Genomic DNA, 17,759 nt, shown 5'->3' on the forward strand with positions numbered 1-17,759 from the left:
GATAATAGCATTAGCGCGTAATAATTAAAGAGGATCTAATTATAAATCAATGAATTAAATTGATTCACGCCAAGGATAACGCTCGACTTCTTTTCAGCATCACCCTCTATGATATTTTCAATATTTACTTATATAAAGCCGCTCGGACTTGTCCAACACTTCGGATAGGTGTCAGCTGCGCGACACATATCCTTATCTGTTATATTTTAACTTGCCGCTAGTATTTTTCTATATTTCTCACGAGCCTCACGAACAATATATGGAAACATATCTTCTCTTCTCTCATAATAGTGGTCACAACTAAGGTCTAATATTGTTCTGATTACCCCAGAAAAACCCCATAGAGGTAATTCTTCATGTTCACTTTCTATTTCTTCAGCTTCCATATTACTTAAAAATGGTAAACAACGGTTTAATATTTCATCAAATTGTTGAAAAGTTAAATCACAAGATCTAATTTCATTAACTAGATTAGGTATATCATTTTCATCAAAATTCCTATTCTTGAAATAATACTTATGAAGCGCCATTAAACTATCAGAACTAAGAGCAACAGATGAATCAAATGCTTTTGATGCTTGAGAATTATCTTTTTGATATGAATGCTTTTCATTTTTTATGGCATTAAATTGTTCATCAGCTAATTCAATCAACGCACTTAATCTATTTAATTTCCGTCTAAATTGTGGCGCAACATCAGCCTCACGTTTATATAACAATTTATGGCTAATAGCAGACCAAGTATGCATTAACATTGTTCTTATTTGTATTTCAGCCTTTAGCTCGTCTAAACCTCGAGCATTAGGATGTTTCAACCAGTCCCCTTTCAACTTAACAACATAATGAAACGATGAATAACCGAACTGGTCAACATTCAAGTTCTCTTGTTTATTTTCTTCTGATATAACTATAAATTCATTTTTTACAATCGAGCAAATTTTTTCGATATCTTCTTGATAATAACAAATTATTCTTATACCACAGAGATCTTCAACCTGTTCAAAAGGAGATGAATATTCTTTTCTTGATAATTTATTTGAAAATGACGATTCATCTTTAATTCTAGATTCAATAGCAAAAATAGGTATCTGCTCTTCATCAATAAGTTGTTTTAGGGCAGAACAAACATTCCCATTTAGCCTTTCATATTTAGGTTTTATTTCTCTATATTGCTCAATTAAAGTCGACATCAAACTTACCTTTAAATAAAAAAAATATAACGCCTGCATAACACGTTTGCTTCTATGCAAACCAAGCTGAATTTTAACGCCTTAATCACTGAAACTAAAGACAAACTGACAATGCCGAATGTAGCAAATCGTGTTGATGCATTTGTTGAACGAAGCCGCTGCGCGGCAGAGTAAAGCAGACAGCGATTAAGCTACCTTTAACACTCTTTATAATGGAGTATTAATGATGAATAACGAACAACAGCAACGTTCAGATTATCTTTATGAACAACATGTTACCCACCTAACTTTACAAGGTAAACGTCCAGCTACTATTGATGGTTATAGTCGTGCACTTCGTCGCATTACTCACCATTTAGATAAATCGCCTGATATGTTAACCACTAATGATCTCAAGCGATACTTTACTCAACTGATTAAAACCCATTCATGAAATACCGTCAGAATTGATCAAAATGAATTACGAAAGTGATGGGTGTCCTATGTTTATTTTTCCTTAGCCTAATATCCGTCATCTCGGAAGTGAGGCACGAACTATCCGTGATCTACTCAACGCGTGATCGAGCCTTAAAGACGCCAGTGAAACACGTTAAATTTCAAGTAGAAACATAGAATCTATAACACTGAATAGTAGATTCTCTATTACTCATATTGAATAAATTGACTGATACATTAACTACTGAGGATCTCAAGCGATACTTAGCTCAACGGATTACAACCATTTATAGAGTACCGTCAGAATTGATCAAAATGGATTACGAAAGTGATGGGTGTCCTATGTTTTTTACTATGTTTTTTTCACCCAGATAAAAACGTAAAACAATAAGGATAATGGCATTAGCGCGTAATAATTAAAGAGGATCTAATTATAAATCAATGAATTAAATTGATTGGTTCACGCCAAGAATAACGCTCGACTTCTTTTTAGCATCACACTTCATGACATTCGCAATATTTACTTATATAAAGCCGCTCGGGCTTGTCCAACACTTCGGATAGGTGTCGGCTGCGCGACACATATCCTTATCTGTTATATTCATTTTATTGTATACTCTGATACAAGATTATTCTTAGAAACTAAACTGTTGTGATAATCTTTTAACCATTCAAATTTATCAATCACCTTTTGCATAGCTTCTTTCTCTTTCCCCTTTAAAGGAGCTACCCGTATGTTTAGTTCCGCTAACTTCGCCTCGATCCCATTACCATGTTTCTTTACAAACAACTGTACAGACTCAAATTGAGCATCAAAACCTTTTCGATCAGCTAGTATTCTAGCTTGAACAATTTTAGAGCTAGCGTCGATCATAGCTAGGTTATATTTCAGATAATCCAGGTAATAAACACCATCTACAGGATCTTTAGCAACGAGTTGATTATTGTTGTACATAACATCGGACAGGAATCTAATCTTTTCCATTAGCTTTGTATTTGAACTAGTGTCTTTCGACAAAGCAATTCTTGGATATTTTGCGACCTTACTTTCAACTAGATATGAATCAATCAACCCTTCACCGACAGCAAAATTATCTTTCACGTAACAATATTTATTGGAAACGCCACCTCTTAAAAACACACTTTTCTGACTAAAACAACTGTAAATAAATGCTTGAAGTCTCATCGTTATTATGAATAGTGCATTAGCAGAATGCATATACATTTTGTCAACATTAACTAACGACTCAACTTCCTTGGGATAGAACGTGAGAATAAGTGAGTCAGAAACAAAAGCATGTTTAACCTCATAGAACTCATAAAGGTCAAACTGGCTATTTTGTTTGTAGCGTTCAACAAAATAATCGTCATTCTGAAAATCGAATAGAGCCTTATTCTCTTCCATAAAGCTGACAAACTCTTTAGCCAAGTCTTCTGAGTTTATCGAGCCATTAATGTCTCGATAACCCAACATATCAATAAATAAAGTCCATTGTAGTAGTTTCATATATCTCCTTGAATATAACAACTTATTATATTAACAACTTGCCCGAATTTGTTCTTTGAACCTACGCCCGTATTTTATTCGTCATTATACAAACAACATTATAAATCAAACATATTATTATATTTACCACCCGATATAAGTCACAAAATTAGATATCTTCCTTTTAGCTTTATTCCTAATACTAATTCGGGTATCTATTAACAGTATAAAAAGTGCAATATAGTTTATCTTTCTCTTATTTAAATAAAGAAACACATCTAGCAAAAATAATAACACTACAACATGCTGTAAGTAGATTCCCTATCTCGTTCGTAACCTCACTGTAGGGAATGACGGGGTGAGTTTTGCATTTACTCTTGGAATTTTCAGTAAAACATTGGACAGCCATATATTTTGTTCTTAAATCGAGTCCCTAAAAAATAAACCATTCCACCAGCAACAGCTTTTTTTACTGTGAAAATTACTGCTTATTTTTACATTCTTGGTTAAATCGATTCTATTTCTATATTTCAAGATCACCAAAAACCACAATATTGACCGTTATTGCGGTATTTTTATCTCATTCTAAGAAGCTATATTTAATTAGGATGTAACTGATAACTCGCTGACTTTCCTTTGCACTTAAAAGCGCAAGATTATGGCTATTCTATGTTTTTTTCTTGATTTTTGATGGGTTAGCTTGCTTCAAAGACGTTGAGAAAACCGATGTGTTTCATCATGCCATCGTCGCTGAAAACGGTGGTATCAGGTGCATCGACTTATCAATAATCGATGCTTGCGGTAATAGTTATAAAGTAGACAATTACAACCATGCCTTACTGATTAATTCATTGGTTAACCATTCGCACGCTTTACCATCGTTATCTTTATGCCAAGCAATGAATAAAGGCGGGTTAACTCTTGCCACTGTGCATTTTTTCTCAATCAAAATACCGTCATGTAGTTGCTGTTTAATTAAATGACGAGGTAAAAAACCGACACCAAGCCCCATTGTCTGAGCCTCAATTTTAGCCTGCATGGTTTTAAAGCGGATTTGTTGTTTGCTTTTAAACAAACCCATGTCTCTGGTGGGCAGTAATACAGAAGAATCAGATACAATTAAAGAGGGATAAAGCAATAAATCACTGGCTTCGATAGGTCGTTCTATAAGGGCTAATGGATGACTCTGGCTTACTACAAATAGAAAATCGACTCTACCAATCTCTTTTATTTGATACTCGCCTTTTGGTAAGTGATCTGAAACGCCAATGGCGATATCGGTACGATTACTATGCAGCGCATCCCACCCTCCACCGAGTGATTCTTCAGAAATGGTAATATTGGTATCATGTTCTAATTTATTGAACTCAAGAACAGACTCTAGTAAAGGAGCGAGCGGGATAATGGTATCTCTTGAGATGATAATATTTCTTTCCCACCCAGAATCAAGTTGCTTTACTGCCGATTCTAATTTATCGGTAGCTATCAGAATTTCTCGTCCTTGATCTAAAATTAATCTGCCTGCTGAAGTTAACTGCGCTTTTTGTTTTGAACGATCAAACAAAACCACATTAAGGTCGTCTTCGAGCTTTTTAATGGTATAAGTGAGTGCAGAAGGGACTTTAAATAAGGATTTTGCTCCAGCGGCAAAGCTGCCTTTTCTATCAATGGCATCTAATGCTCTTAGTGAATCAAGAGTGATGGGTGATTGCATAACGATCCTCATTTTAAAGATATTAAGCCATAATATGACAGCATATAGCGAATTCAAGTTCACTTACCCTACCATGCCTATTTATATATTCAAAAAAATTGAACTATAAGCTCAAATACTTCCAATTTTCTTTGAGAACCAATTATCTATAATCATTTAGCAACAGAGAGGAAAATCCTCTTATATTGAATTGGTAAGGAAATAAAATGAAACAGAAAATTGAGCAACTATTAACGTCAAATGCAGGCTTTAGCACGTTAGCACTTCGTATTCCTGTGGGTATTATATTTATGGCTCATGGTTCTCAAAAACTGTTTGCGTGGTTTGGTGGTTATGGTTTAGCTGGAACCGGACAATTCTTTGAATCTATTGGACTAGCACCGGGTGTCGCTATGGCATTTTTAGCAGGCAGTGCTGAGTTTTTTGGTGGTCTATTTATTATTCTTGGTTTATTGACTCGACCATCCGCGCTGGTATTAGGCTTTACTATGTTGATTGCGATTGTAAGTGTTCATTTACCTAATGGGTTGTTTATGTCTAATGGTGGTTATGAATTTGGATTAGCACTATTGGCGGCGTGTGTGTCTTTGATGTTATCTGGTGGCGGTAAAGTAGCTGTAGATAATTGGTTAGCAACTCGACTTTCTGCACAAAAGTAATTTTTAGTCAATTTGGGTGGTAGAAAAAGAATAAGATGATGTTTAAATGAAGAAAAGCGAATGAGCGTGATAGTGAAAATGTTCGTTGGTTAAATGCTAAGGATACCTTCTTCGTTGCTCATTTTGCTATTGAGCAACGATAGATTAGTTAATGTGATGAATTTATTTAATTTTCTCCACCCAGCGTGGGAATTCATTTAAGTAAATCATTGTCGCACCTGAGCCTTTGGTTGAAACATCGTATACTTTATTATCAACCACAACACGCATCTTGTGGGCATTTTTAATCAAGCTCATTACGTTTACATCAAGCTGTGAATCGCTAATAAAATCGTTATCAACAATTAGCGATACACCTTTGCCATCAACGTTATAAGTTAACCAACCTGTTGCTTCATCCGCTTCAAACGTGAGTATTTTTTGAGTACCCGTTAATTCTACATACGCCATTTTACCAACATAACCGCCAGAGCCTTGAGGGTATGATTGAGCAACAGTGTAATCACCAAAGGTTTTGACTGTCTTTAAATCCCAATCTTGATCATCATCGCAATTTGGCAGATTAATTACATGACGAAGCTTATCAGTTAATGACCAGATCCCACAGCGATCACCTTTAAAGTAAAGGTAATTATCTTTAATACCAATATCTTGCAGTTCATTATTGGGGAAATTGACGTCAGTGCAGTCGTTGCCGTTAAGCGCATAAAACGATGTACTACATCCAGCAGATCCACAATATATTGATGATGCATATTGAACCGCTAGGTATTGCTTACCGTCAATATTTAGAGGCCATTGGTACAACGATGGCTCAACCTTGGTTAAACCCTCTTTCATTGCCTGATGAGTTTCAGTAATAAAAGTATTCGCTGTCTTTTTAATTAAAGGGCAAAGATTATGCTCTTGCTTTAAATCAAGTTTAGTTGGGCTAACCCAAGTAATATTATCCGCAGCATTCGCACTCTCAATCGAGAATATAAATGTCGCGTAACAACATAATGTAAAAACTGTTTTCTTTTTCACTATTAGCCCTTAATCATTGCGATATTTAAGTTATCTCTTTCTTTTTTCTCTGTCATTTTAAGCGCCTTTCAACCTATATCAAAAACACATGACATTAAACGACAACAAACATCGCCATGCTTATTTTTTTGCAATACCTCATATTAATTAATCATAAGAAAAAACAAGCTAATAAACTACGGCTACGCTTCTATTTTTAGCTATTCTCAATGTCTATCACATTGCGCAAAACGTCCATATCATTGAAATATAAAGTCTAATCAACAATAACCATTGAAATATCATTGCAATAGTTTTAGGTTATAAAAAAGCCTTTATTTTCAACACTCCCCTGATGCGTTTGCATTCAATAACGCTCAATATTCTGAGCCACATCATCGGTCGAAAAAGGTTCAACAATTAACTAGGCCAAGATAATGAATACAGACAATTCCAATAATGCTCCTTTCGGTACTTTACTCGGTTATGCCGCGGGTGGTATCGCTATTTATTCTTCTGATTACAGCACCATAGATGAAGATGAATATGCTGATGACTCTGCAATGCGAAGCTACGTTCATGGTGAATACATGGGCTATAAATGGCAATGTGTTGAATTTGCGCGCCGTTTTTTATATGTCAACTATGGGTTAGTTTTTACAGATGTTGATATGGCATATGAAATTTTCTCACTCCGTTTTTTACGCCAAGTAGTTAACGATAAAATTTTACCTTTATATGCTTTTGAAAATGGCTCTCGTCAAAAACCTATTGTAGGATCATTATTAATTTGGCAAAAAGGTGGCGAATTTCAAGATACAGGCCACGTTGCGATTATTACTCATATTGAAGATGATAAAGTAATGATTGCCGAGCAGAATGTGACTTTTGCACCCTTACCATTAGGTCAACAATGGACGCGTGAACTCACATTACATATTAAAGATGGTTGTTACACCATTGAAGACACGTTTGATGATACTGAAATTTTAGGTTGGATGGCTTACAATGCCGATGCAACATATAGCTTGCCTCAGCCTTCTCCAGCACCTGAACTACTTAATATTCAATCGGCTCAGCGTCTCAATAACGGTCAGTTTGAAACTAACTGGCTAGATAATACCGATAGCCTTGAACATACATATTTACAAGTTAATGCGAACAAACTGCTTAATGATGATATTTATCGTTATTTTACCATTTCAGAAAGTGCTGAACACGAACTGGCTAAAGCAACTAACGAATTACATTTAATGTATTTACATGCAACAGATAAAGTACTGCAAGATGATAATTTATTAGCACTGTTTGATATTCCAGAAATTCTATGGCCACGGTTACGTTTATCATGGCAAAAACACCGCCATAGCATGCTAACAGGTCGTTTAGATTTCTGTATGGATGAAAAAGGCTTAAAAGTTTATGAATATAATGCTGACTCAGCCTCTTGCCATACTGAAGCTTGTTTGATTATTCAAAAATGGGCGGAACAAGGTGGTGATATTGCTGAAAATAGCCCAGCAGAAGATTTATTGAATGAACTTGCGAGTGTCTGGAAATACAGCCAAGAATATTCATTTGTCCATATAATGCAAGATGATGACGCAGAAGAAGATTATCACGCTTTATTTATGCAAAAAGCGCTGTCTCTCGCTGGCATTGAGAGCAAAATACTTAAAGGACTAGATGGCATTCATTGGAACTCAACAGGTCAATTAATTGATGATAATGACCGTTTAATTGAATGTGTATGGAAAACATGGGCATGGGAAACAGCAATAGATCAAGTGCGTGAAGTCAGCAGCACTGAATATGCGGCAGTGCCGATTCATACTGGCTATCCTGATACTAAAGTACGCTTAATTGACGTGTTATTGCGCCCTGAAATCAAAGTATTTGAGCCACTATGGACGGTGATCCCAAGCAATAAAGCGATTCTGCCTGTACTGTGGTCTTTATTCCCGCATCATCATTACTTATTAGATACTGATTTTACAGTAACCGATGAGCTAAGCCGTACGGGTTATGCGATTAAACCGATTGCCGGACGTTGTGGCAGTAATATCGATTTAGTCAGCCATAATGAATCAGTATTAGATAAAACTGATGGTCAATTTAACGATCAAAAAAATATCTATCAACAATTATGGTGCTTACCTAAAGTCGCTAATAAGCATATTCAAGTTTGTACTTTTACTGTTGATGGTAATTACGGTGGTGTTTGTCTACGTTCTGATGACTCTTTGGTGATCAAAAAAGACAGTGATATAGAACCATTAATTGTATTAGAAGATAATGCGTTTCTAAAAAACCTATAGTAACTTCACGCTAACTATCTAAAAAGCCGTGTTAATGAACTTTATAATAAAAGATCATGACACGGCTTTGTTTTATCTGGCTATTTTACTATTTAGTTAAAAATCATAATTAACATTAACACCAAAGTTACGTCCAGGTTGACTGCGACGATCAATTCCATCTGTCGTTTGGTTCGTACCCGCCAAATCTTGATACTGCCAATATTCTTTATCTAATGCGTTAAACAGCCCCGCACGCACTGTCATGTCTTTTACTGGGCGGTAATACGTCGTTAAATCAACCACGGTGTAGCCAGCAACATTCAGATTACTTTTATCTTGCCAATTATCTTTTGCTGCAACCATCTTAACATCTAAGGCCGTTCCCCACGCTTCATTAGGGGCATCATAACCGACACCAATCACTGAGGTTAAGGGTGCAATCGTATCAAGTGTTTTACCTGTTTGTTTATCTTCACCATCAATGTATGCAACAGATACTTTTGCGTAAGTCCCCATTGGCGCATTAATAATTTCATCTAACCATACGTTCGCCGATAGTTCTGCACCGTAAATACGGGCTTTATCTATATTTTCATTGGTCGTAATCTCGATATTATTAGAGTTTGTTGTCACTTTCTGAATAAAATTAGAGTAATCATTATAGTAAACAGATGCGGTTACATTACCGATACGATTTTCTGCACGTAATCCTAACTCATAAGAATTACTTTCTTCAGGTTTAAGATTAGGGTTTGATTTAATAATGTACCCGTGGGGAATGTTACTTTTATCGTAATACATTTCATACAGTGTTGGCGCTCTGAATCCTTGACTGTATTGAGCATAAGTACTGAAATTATCGTTCCAATGGTATACCGCACCTAAACGGGCAGTAAATGCCTCACTTTTATGATCTTCCAAACCAGAATTTGAATCAGGTTTAGCCTCAAATTCATCATAACGTGCGCCAGCTGTCACCACGGCTTTATCATTAAGCATGAAGATCTGATCTTGAATAAACACGCCACGTTTTTCAGATTTCGCCTTAGGCACTTCCGTCGGCCCTGGCTTTGAAGTGCCATTATCTACATTATAATCAATGTAATTTAAATCAAACTCATCATTGACGATCGTCGCACCGTAAGTCAGTTTGTGGCGTGATTGCGTCAACTCAATGGCTTTAGCAAACTGAATATCAAATTGCTTACTGGTATCTTCCCCTTCACGATAACGGTTACGATCACCAAACATATCGGTATGATCATAATTATCATGTTGGCTATGTTGTTGTTGCCAATTGACTTGCCATTTTAATGAGTCAAACACGGCATTATTCGCTAGCCATTCATGCTCAAAACCAAATCGTTTACGGCTATCCTCATCGACACCGCGAGTTTTAGTATAAGTAAACCCAGGCATAACGCTATAACCATCACGAGACAAAATATCGCCATTAGCACTACGCGTATAATACTCACCCGTAAACCCAATACGGTTAGCGTTGTTTATCTGATAGAACGCTTTTGCTAACACGTTGTGCGATTCAATATTCAACGGATCAGCTGACTTACGCGTTACCCCTTTGCTGTTATCATGAGTATCATAAGCATCGGTTTCATGGCCATTACGGTAGGTGTAGATGATCATTGTCTCTAAATCACCTATTTGCTTAGCCGCTTCAACACCTAACTTATATTGATCATCTGCACTTGCATAACCACTCTTTAAACCGACATGTGATGATTCACCGTTTAATAAGTCTTCAGGATTTTTAGTGCGCATGATCACAGTACCGCCCAAAGCATCACTGCCATAAAGGGTTGATGTCGGTCCTTTATTCACTTCAATTGCTTTGAGCGTATCAATCTCATAGTTATTGCTATTCTTACGCATTGCATCAGCACCAGGATTATAAGATGCTGGCTGTTCAACCCCATCAACTAACACTTTAACGCGACTGCCTTTCATGCCTCGAATGGTAATATCTTCCATACCAAATCGACCATTACCATTAACCGACACTCCGGGTTCATATTTCAATGCTTGCTTTACATCTGTGGCTAAATTTTTATTCATTTGTTCAGCGGTAATTTTAGCTACAGAAGCGGGTATGTTTTTTATCGACTCTTCTGTTCGAGTACCTGAAACAACAATTTCATCAAATTGAGAAACGCTATCTTGCGCAAAAAGTGATGGTGAAGAAAATGCCATAACGAGTGAGCTGGCAATAAGTGTCAGTTGCTTATTCATAATTCCCTGCTTTAACAAAAATCCAACAATATAGTTCGCCGATGATTATACATATACGAATGAGAATTACTATCGTTATCATGTGTATTTATGTGCTTGCGATCTCATTATTATTTTTTATAAATAAGCCGTTGTTTAAGGAAATAAAAAACACGTTAAACGCTGGTATAATAATCAATAATTCCCTTAACCAATAAAAAAAAGTCCATTACGTTTAATGTGCTTGCATGTACTTGTTTTGATTGTTAGTATGCGCGCTCGTTTTACGATGCTAAGTAAGGTCGCATTACTTAGTAACTTTATTAAATCAAAGAGTATTGATTATGAAATTTAATGCAATTGTACGTACAGACCTTGGTAAAGGTGCGAGCCGCCGCCTTCGTCTTACTGAGCACTTCCCAGCAATCGTTTACGGTGGCGAAGCTGCACCAGTAGCTATCGCTCTTAAGCACAGTGATGTTATCAACCAAATGGATAAGCCTGAGTTCTACGAAGGTTTTGTTCTTGTAATCGATGGCCAGGAAGTTAAGGTTAAGCCTCAAGACATCCAACGTCACGTGTACAAGCCAAAGGTTGAGCACATGGACTTTAAACGCATCTAATTGCGGGTTCATAAAACTCTTCAAAAAAGCACTCTTCGGAGTGCTTTTTTTATGACTGCGATTTATGAATATCGTCAAAAATTCAGCTGTTCCATGTCATTCTACTCTTTTGTTATTACACTCTCCTTTATTGAGCATAAATCATGCTCCCCTCGCGGTATTTAAATCGTATAAACGCACTGAGTAATGTTCCTAATGCTTCTATATTGTGTTTGTTATAAATATTAATTGTTATTTTGTCGTGTTGATTTTTGGTCACTAATTCTGCTAAGGTTATTAATATTGTCACGGTAGATAATTATTTATCACTTAAATGCATTTATTTATCTATAAAATAATAAATGTATTAACTGGAGGGAACCATGGATTTTTTCGTACCATTAGCTAAAAATATTGATCAAGCACAATCGGTTTATTCATCGATTGCAGAACATGTATCAGCCCCAACACCGACGACTAATAAACGTATTCAAAAATTAGTTTGGACCCATGAAGGCGTTGAATGTATAGGTGAGATAGGGAAATTACCACCTGAAATTTTTTGCGCTAAGGATGAAATTTTAGCTATTTTTGAATGTGATAATGTTTATAAAATTTGTACTCAAAATCGTGGTGTCATTAATTTTGACCCTATTTTAGCAAGTACTGATACAATAAAACATGTCACTTACTTTGACTAACCGTCTTTGTTTTAAATCGAAGCGCGCTCAATATAGCGCGTTTTCATTGTTCCATTAAAACAAACCTAACTGCGGCGCGGTTATATTATCAAACGATTTTCCAATAAAAAGAAGGATACCATCAGCTACGGGTTTTAATTGCTTTTCTAAATAATGATTATAATCAATAGCACTTTGACGATATTCTACGGGTTCAGCGCCTGAAGTTGTAAATACATATTCTATTGCCCCTTTTTGTTGATATTGCAACGGACGTCCTAGCTTAGCATTCATTTCATCTGCCAACCTTGCCGCTCGCACTTGGGGCGGAATATTTTTCTGATAATCCTCTAAATTACGGCGTAAACGCTTACGATAAACTAATTGATCATCAAACTCCCCCGCTAAAGTTCGATTGGTATAATCACGTACGTAATCATCAACAGCCTGATCATGAAATACCATAGAATATAATGTTTGTTGAAAATGTTGAGCTAACGGTGTCCAATCAGTTCGTACTGTTTCTAAACCTTTAAAGACCATTTGTTCAGCATCACCACGCCACACTAATCCCGCATAACGCTTTTTACTGCCCGTTTCTTGTCCACGAATGGTTGGCATTAGAAATTTATGGTAGTGAATTTCATATTCAATTTCTAATGCAGACACTAAACCATAGTGTTGTTGTAAGTGTTGTTGCCACCATTGGTTGATATGCTCAACTAATGTATTTCCAATATGATTTGCATCTTGCTGAGAGTGAGCACTTTTAAGCGATACAAAAGTCGAATCTGTATCACCATAAATCACTTCATAACCTTTTGCTTCAATCAACTCACGAGTGAACTTCATAATTTCATGACCACGCATAGTAATTGACGATGCTAAACGGTGATCAAAAAAACGGCAGCCAGATGATCCTAATACACCATAAAACGAGTTCATAATGATCTTAATCGCTTGTGAAAAAGCTTTATCTCCCTCACGTTTAGCCCGATCACGGGCAGCCCATAATGATTCAATCATTTCAGGTAAAAAGTGACGTGTTCGATGAAACTGACCACCACGAAAACCAGCAATAGCTTGGTGTTCAGCTTTACCCTCTTCTAACAATAAACCTTCCACCAAGCCCATTGGATCGATCCTAAATGATCGAATAATAGAGGGATACAGTGACTTAAAATCTAAGACTAACACTGAATCATATAACCCAGGCTTAGAATCCATCACATAACCACCAGGGCTGGCGATCCAATTTTCACTTTCAAGATTAGGGGCTATATAACCTGCGCGGTGTAATTGCGGCATATAAAGATTAGTAAATGCCGCAACTGAACCCCCAATACGATCAAGCTCCACCCCCGTAAGACGACTTCGCTCTATCGCAAACGCTAACAAATGTGTTTGTTTAAAGATTCGCGTAACTAACTTACAATCTTGCAGGTTATATTTAGCCAATGAACACTTATCGTGCTTAAACATATGATTAATTTCAGCCATACGATCATGCACATTATGAATCGCTTTACCTTCACCTAATAGTTCTTGCGAAACCGCTTCTAACGACCACGATCGAAAATTATAAGACGCCGTTTTTAAGGTATCAATACCGTCCATGACAACCCGACCAGGAACACTGATAAAACCTTGATTGGCATTTTGAGTCGAATGTCGATAATGCGGGGTTTGTTTACCGCGACCGATACGAAGACTAATTTTATTCCATTCTGCACGATGCAACAGTAATCGGAAATCAAAATCAATCACGTTCCAACCAATAATGATGTCCGGATCATGCTCAATAAACCATGCTTCTAACGCCAACAACAATGCTTTTTCGTCAGCCACCCATTCAATATTAAGTTCAGCATTAGCATCATAATCAGCGGGACGCTCTCCGACCATAATGACGCGACTGTCCATCTGGCTATGAAAACCAATCGAGTATAAAACCCCTTTTTCTGAACACTCAATATCTAGAGATACCAAGGTCAGAGTTGGAATATAGTCAGCGGCTTTGGCTTTAGTAAACAATATATCTTGATAACCATTACGCTGTTTTACCTCCCCAGAAAAAACTAGCCCACCACGAATAAAACGTTCCATCAAAAAGCGATCAGCCAATCGAATATCTGCTTCAAATGCCTGAATCCCTTCAGCCTGTAAACTTTTACTAATGGCGTAATTGTCACGAATAGTATCGCTATAACAACCAACGATATTCTGATGCTGAAATGTTTTGAGCGTTAACGGTTTCCACTGCACTTGAATATTAGTCGCTCGAATAATATCCATGGCTTGTTGCTGCTGATCTGCACAAATAAAGAGCACAGGTTTATCGCCAACAATCGATAATCGACAAGGACCCGTGGCGGTTTTTACCCACAGAACAATTTCCGTTTGTCCTTTTATATCTCGACTTTGACGAGTTAATACAAACCCGGTTGAATTTGACTGCAAAGAAACCTCAATCTGATTTTAATAGGGTAAAATAAGTGTTAGCCAATTTTTCGTTCAATATTATTAAACTCATTCACGATCCATGCGCCAAATTGCGACAACATAAAAATAGACGCTTTCTTTGGTACTTGTGGGCCATTAATTAACACAAATAATCGTTCAATCTCTGTTGCTTTATCTGGGTAATGCGTCAGAAAAAAATCGGCGCATTGTTGATCAGTATATGCCCAATCATCAACGTAAATAGCCACCAGCATAAAGCAACTTCTTAACATTTTCTTACCCGCGCACCGACAATAATATTGATATTCGCTAATACTTTTAGTGCGCCTAATCTGTTGTTCTATCGCCACTAAAGCGATTGCAATATCGTAATTGAACGCTTTTGCTATTTCCCAACAAGGTTCAAAATCACCAAATTGTTCACTGAGGTTAGTACCATATAAACACACACTACAATGTTTTAGCCAAAAGCCCCATTTAAAGATGGCAGCAATAGACAGTACATCATCAAGCAGTACCCATGTAATATCAATCGCTGAAATCACAGGATAATCACGGCGTAACGTCTGTGACACACTGGCTATTCGACGTTGATCTTCCACTGTTAATGGCGACGTGATCACCACGGTCAAATTCAAATCGGAAATACCGCGCGTTGCCTGCCGATAAGCAATACTGCCATTAAGATAAATACTGTGTAATACCGTCACTTGAGATTGTAAATCTGTAACAGCAGCCATAAGCAATGGCATGAAATCTAATTGAAAAGCGGTTTGACTATCCAACTGAGGTAAAAACTTAGCCACAAAACATACTCATTACATCAACTAACACATATTAATGACGTTTTATTATCAATCTAAGTCATTAACTTACCGAAAAATCCTAATATTACCCAACGATGATTACCCAACCATATCGACATCAAATAGAATAATTATCCATACAATTAACGATTATCGCTAAATATCGCATATTCCAAGGGTTTCGGTATAATAACACCACTAAACACAGATAGAGATCAATCAGTATCATGGAAACAAAAAACCTTATTTCATACGATGATGTTATTGACGTTGCATACGATATTTTTCTAGAAATGGCAGCAGATAACTTAGAGTCTGCAGACGTATTGCTTTTCACTCTACAATTTGACGAGCGTGGCGCAGCGGAAGTTGTTGAAACCCGTGATGATTGGGAAGAACATTTAGCGTGTGAAATCGATAAAGATCTTTACGCAGAAGTCTGTGTAGGTCTAGTTAACGAAGAAAATAACGAACTTGATGATGTTTTCGCGCGTTTACTGATCAGCCGTGATCCTGAAAATAAAGGCTGTCACATTTTATGGAAGCGTGACTAAGTCAATCGCTACCCCATAAAAAAGGCGCGGGATATAACTTTCAACTAGACATTAACTAGTAAGAAAGTCGTATTCCGCGCCTTTTGTCTTTCTAATCACGATTACTAATTTGCGATTCGCTAACCAATAATCTTACGTACAAATATCATTAACGAGCAAGAATCGTCGTATCTTGTTTACTGTAACGGATCCACCATAAGCTCATTATGACAATAATCGACATTACAGTCATCACTGCACCTAAGCTAAATTGGCTTTGAGCATTCATAAATGATGCCGCTAATGTTGCAGAACCAGCGCCTACATTTTGCAAACCACCAAGCACAGCGCCAGCGGTTCCTGCATGATTAGGAAAGGGTTGCACTGCCGCAGTCGTTGCAACAGGACATAGCATACCAGTACCTACAAAATACAAGAACGCACCGCCAATCAAACTCTTAATCGTAATTAAACCCGCAAAACCAGGAATAATAATCGTCACTGCACCCAGCACAAGTGCAATCATGCCGATAACCAATACCCGATCAACACCAAGACGTCGTACTAATCGACCAGATAACCAAGCGCCGCCTAAATAACCAGGCAAAGGTAAAATAAACAACCAACTAACAGTGATAGGATCTAATTTCAGCACACTACCAAGTAAGACACCCGCCGATGCTTCAAATACAGCAATACCCGCAAATGTTGCGATAAGACAAATAACATAGCCTTGAAAACGACGATTACTTAATACATATCGGTAACTTACCCATACACGTTCAACATGACGCTTCTCTGGAGGTAATGTTTCACTAAAATATCGCATCATGGCAAGCGTCACTACAGCACCAAATACTAATAGAAACGCATACACCGATTCCCAACCAAAATGCTTAGAAAGATAACCCCCTAAAACAGGTGCAATCAGTGGTGATAAAATAACACCCATACTAATTAAACTATTAGCTTGGTGTAAATCATCTCCATCATAACTATCACGAGGTACTGTACGACACATCGCACCACTACAACCTGTACCACAACCTTGAATAAAGGTAGCAAACAAGAACCAATGGAAATTTGATGATAATAAGGTGCCGATGGTACCAATAAGGAAAATCACCATTCCCGCAATGATTACAGGTCGACGACCTATACGATCAGACAATGGACCATAAATAAACTGTGATAATCCATACGGAATAAGGTATACAGCCATTACCGCTTGTAAATATGCGGATTTAACAGAAAAAAATGTTGCCATATCAGGTATCGCTGGCACATACATTGTTTGTGTCATTTGCCCTACAGCAACTAGAACAATTATTAGTATTAATAATTTACTTGTATTACTAGCCGAAGATTGCTTAATCACAACCGTCACCCTCAAAAAGATTAATATTGTTAGTTAATTAATTATTAATAATCAACATATTAAATAAGAAAAAAAATATAGAATAGTGTATCACTGCTATTGAAGACGAACGTGTTCGTTTAAATAGTATCTATGCCTGTAAAATAAGCGCAAATAGTAGTCTTCTGATTAATAACTAACAAGTGAATCTTGTTCATAATGCACGATAGTTTATTATGGTCTGCATTAGAAAAACTAATCCAAAGTAAAGATAAGCATTAGGGGCGTTTTTTAGCCCAA

13 protein-coding genes and 1 pseudogene are annotated in these 17,759 nt (G+C 36.9%); 6 read left to right on the plus strand and 8 right to left on the minus strand.

What is annotated here, in order from left to right:
• Positions 1–206: 206 nt before the first annotated feature.
• Entirely contained in the window at positions 207–1,190 is a 984-nt protein-coding gene (locus CIK00_RS08325; RefSeq protein ID WP_101768425.1) for a GTP pyrophosphokinase, read from the minus strand.
• Positions 1,191–1,416: 226 nt separating this feature from the next.
• Between CIK00_RS08325 and CIK00_RS08330 the strand changes: the two are divergent.
• Positions 1,417–1,620, plus strand: a pseudogene (locus tag CIK00_RS08330) (phage integrase N-terminal SAM-like domain-containing protein); the annotation flags it as partial.
• A 606-nt stretch (positions 1,621–2,226) separates the two neighbouring features.
• Here CIK00_RS08330 and CIK00_RS08335 read toward each other — a convergent pair.
• Positions 2,227–3,132: a hypothetical protein gene (locus tag CIK00_RS08335; protein WP_101768426.1), complete on the minus strand. Its 906-nt coding sequence runs from the start codon at positions 3,130–3,132 to the stop codon at positions 2,227–2,229.
• Between the two features lie 802 nt (positions 3,133–3,934).
• Entirely contained in the window at positions 3,935–4,825 is an 891-nt protein-coding gene (locus tag CIK00_RS08340; protein WP_101768427.1) for a LysR family transcriptional regulator, read from the minus strand.
• Between the two features lie 206 nt (positions 4,826–5,031).
• Between CIK00_RS08340 and CIK00_RS08345 the strand changes: the two genes are divergently transcribed.
• The gene (locus CIK00_RS08345) at positions 5,032–5,484 is read left to right on the plus strand and encodes a DoxX family protein (RefSeq protein WP_101768428.1); all 453 of its coding nucleotides are present in this window, start codon (positions 5,032–5,034) and stop codon (positions 5,482–5,484) included.
• A 162-nt stretch (positions 5,485–5,646) separates the two neighbouring features.
• On the opposite strand, the gene CIK00_RS08350 is transcribed toward CIK00_RS08345, so the two are convergent.
• Complete coding sequence (locus CIK00_RS08350) at positions 5,647–6,510, minus strand: hypothetical protein (protein ID WP_101768429.1); 864 nt, start codon at positions 6,508–6,510, stop codon at positions 5,647–5,649.
• 416 nt (positions 6,511–6,926) lie between these two features.
• Here CIK00_RS08350 and gss point away from each other — a divergent pair, with 416 nt between their 5' ends.
• Complete coding sequence (gss, locus tag CIK00_RS08355) at positions 6,927–8,807, plus strand: bifunctional glutathionylspermidine amidase/synthase (RefSeq protein WP_101768430.1); 1,881 nt, start codon at positions 6,927–6,929, stop codon at positions 8,805–8,807.
• A 96-nt stretch (positions 8,808–8,903) separates the two neighbouring features.
• On the opposite strand, the gene CIK00_RS08360 is transcribed toward gss, so the two are convergent.
• Positions 8,904–11,039: a TonB-dependent hemoglobin/transferrin/lactoferrin family receptor gene (locus CIK00_RS08360; RefSeq protein WP_101768431.1), complete on the minus strand. Its 2,136-nt coding sequence runs from the start codon at positions 11,037–11,039 to the stop codon at positions 8,904–8,906.
• Between the two features lie 323 nt (positions 11,040–11,362).
• Here CIK00_RS08360 and rplY point away from each other — a divergent pair, with 323 nt between their 5' ends.
• Together rplY and CIK00_RS08370 are read left to right on the plus strand one after the other, a co-directional pair.
• Positions 11,363–11,641: a 50S ribosomal protein L25 gene (gene rplY, locus CIK00_RS08365; RefSeq protein WP_045040311.1), complete on the plus strand. Its 279-nt coding sequence runs from the start codon at positions 11,363–11,365 to the stop codon at positions 11,639–11,641.
• 362 nt (positions 11,642–12,003) lie between these two features.
• Positions 12,004–12,321: a hypothetical protein gene (locus CIK00_RS08370; protein WP_101768432.1), complete on the plus strand. Its 318-nt coding sequence runs from the start codon at positions 12,004–12,006 to the stop codon at positions 12,319–12,321.
• Between the two features lie 54 nt (positions 12,322–12,375).
• Here the strand turns inward: CIK00_RS08370 and CIK00_RS08375 are convergent, their stop codons facing one another.
• Complete coding sequence (locus CIK00_RS08375; RefSeq protein ID WP_101768433.1) at positions 12,376–14,760, minus strand: DNA polymerase II; 2,385 nt, start codon at positions 14,758–14,760, stop codon at positions 12,376–12,378.
• A 38-nt stretch (positions 14,761–14,798) separates the two neighbouring features.
• On the minus strand, positions 14,799–15,569 hold the full coding sequence (locus CIK00_RS08380; RefSeq protein ID WP_232602499.1) for a nucleotidyltransferase domain-containing protein: 771 nt from the start codon (positions 15,567–15,569) through the stop codon (positions 14,799–14,801).
• A 227-nt stretch (positions 15,570–15,796) separates the two neighbouring features.
• Here CIK00_RS08380 and CIK00_RS08385 point away from each other — a divergent pair, with 227 nt between their 5' ends.
• A complete protein-coding gene (locus CIK00_RS08385) occupies positions 15,797–16,123 on the plus strand; it encodes an HI1450 family dsDNA-mimic protein (RefSeq protein ID WP_101768434.1) in 327 nt (108 codons plus the stop codon).
• A 148-nt stretch (positions 16,124–16,271) separates the two neighbouring features.
• Here the strand turns inward: CIK00_RS08385 and emrD are convergent, their stop codons facing one another.
• Positions 16,272–17,480 (minus strand): multidrug efflux MFS transporter EmrD, encoded by a 1,209-nt coding sequence (gene emrD / locus CIK00_RS08390; RefSeq protein ID WP_101768435.1) that lies wholly within the window; start codon positions 17,478–17,480, stop codon positions 16,272–16,274.
• Positions 17,481–17,759 lie beyond the last annotated feature (279 nt).

Source organism: Photobacterium carnosum (assembly GCF_002849605.1).
GTDB classification, from domain to species: domain Bacteria; phylum Pseudomonadota; class Gammaproteobacteria; order Enterobacterales; family Vibrionaceae; genus Photobacterium; species Photobacterium carnosum.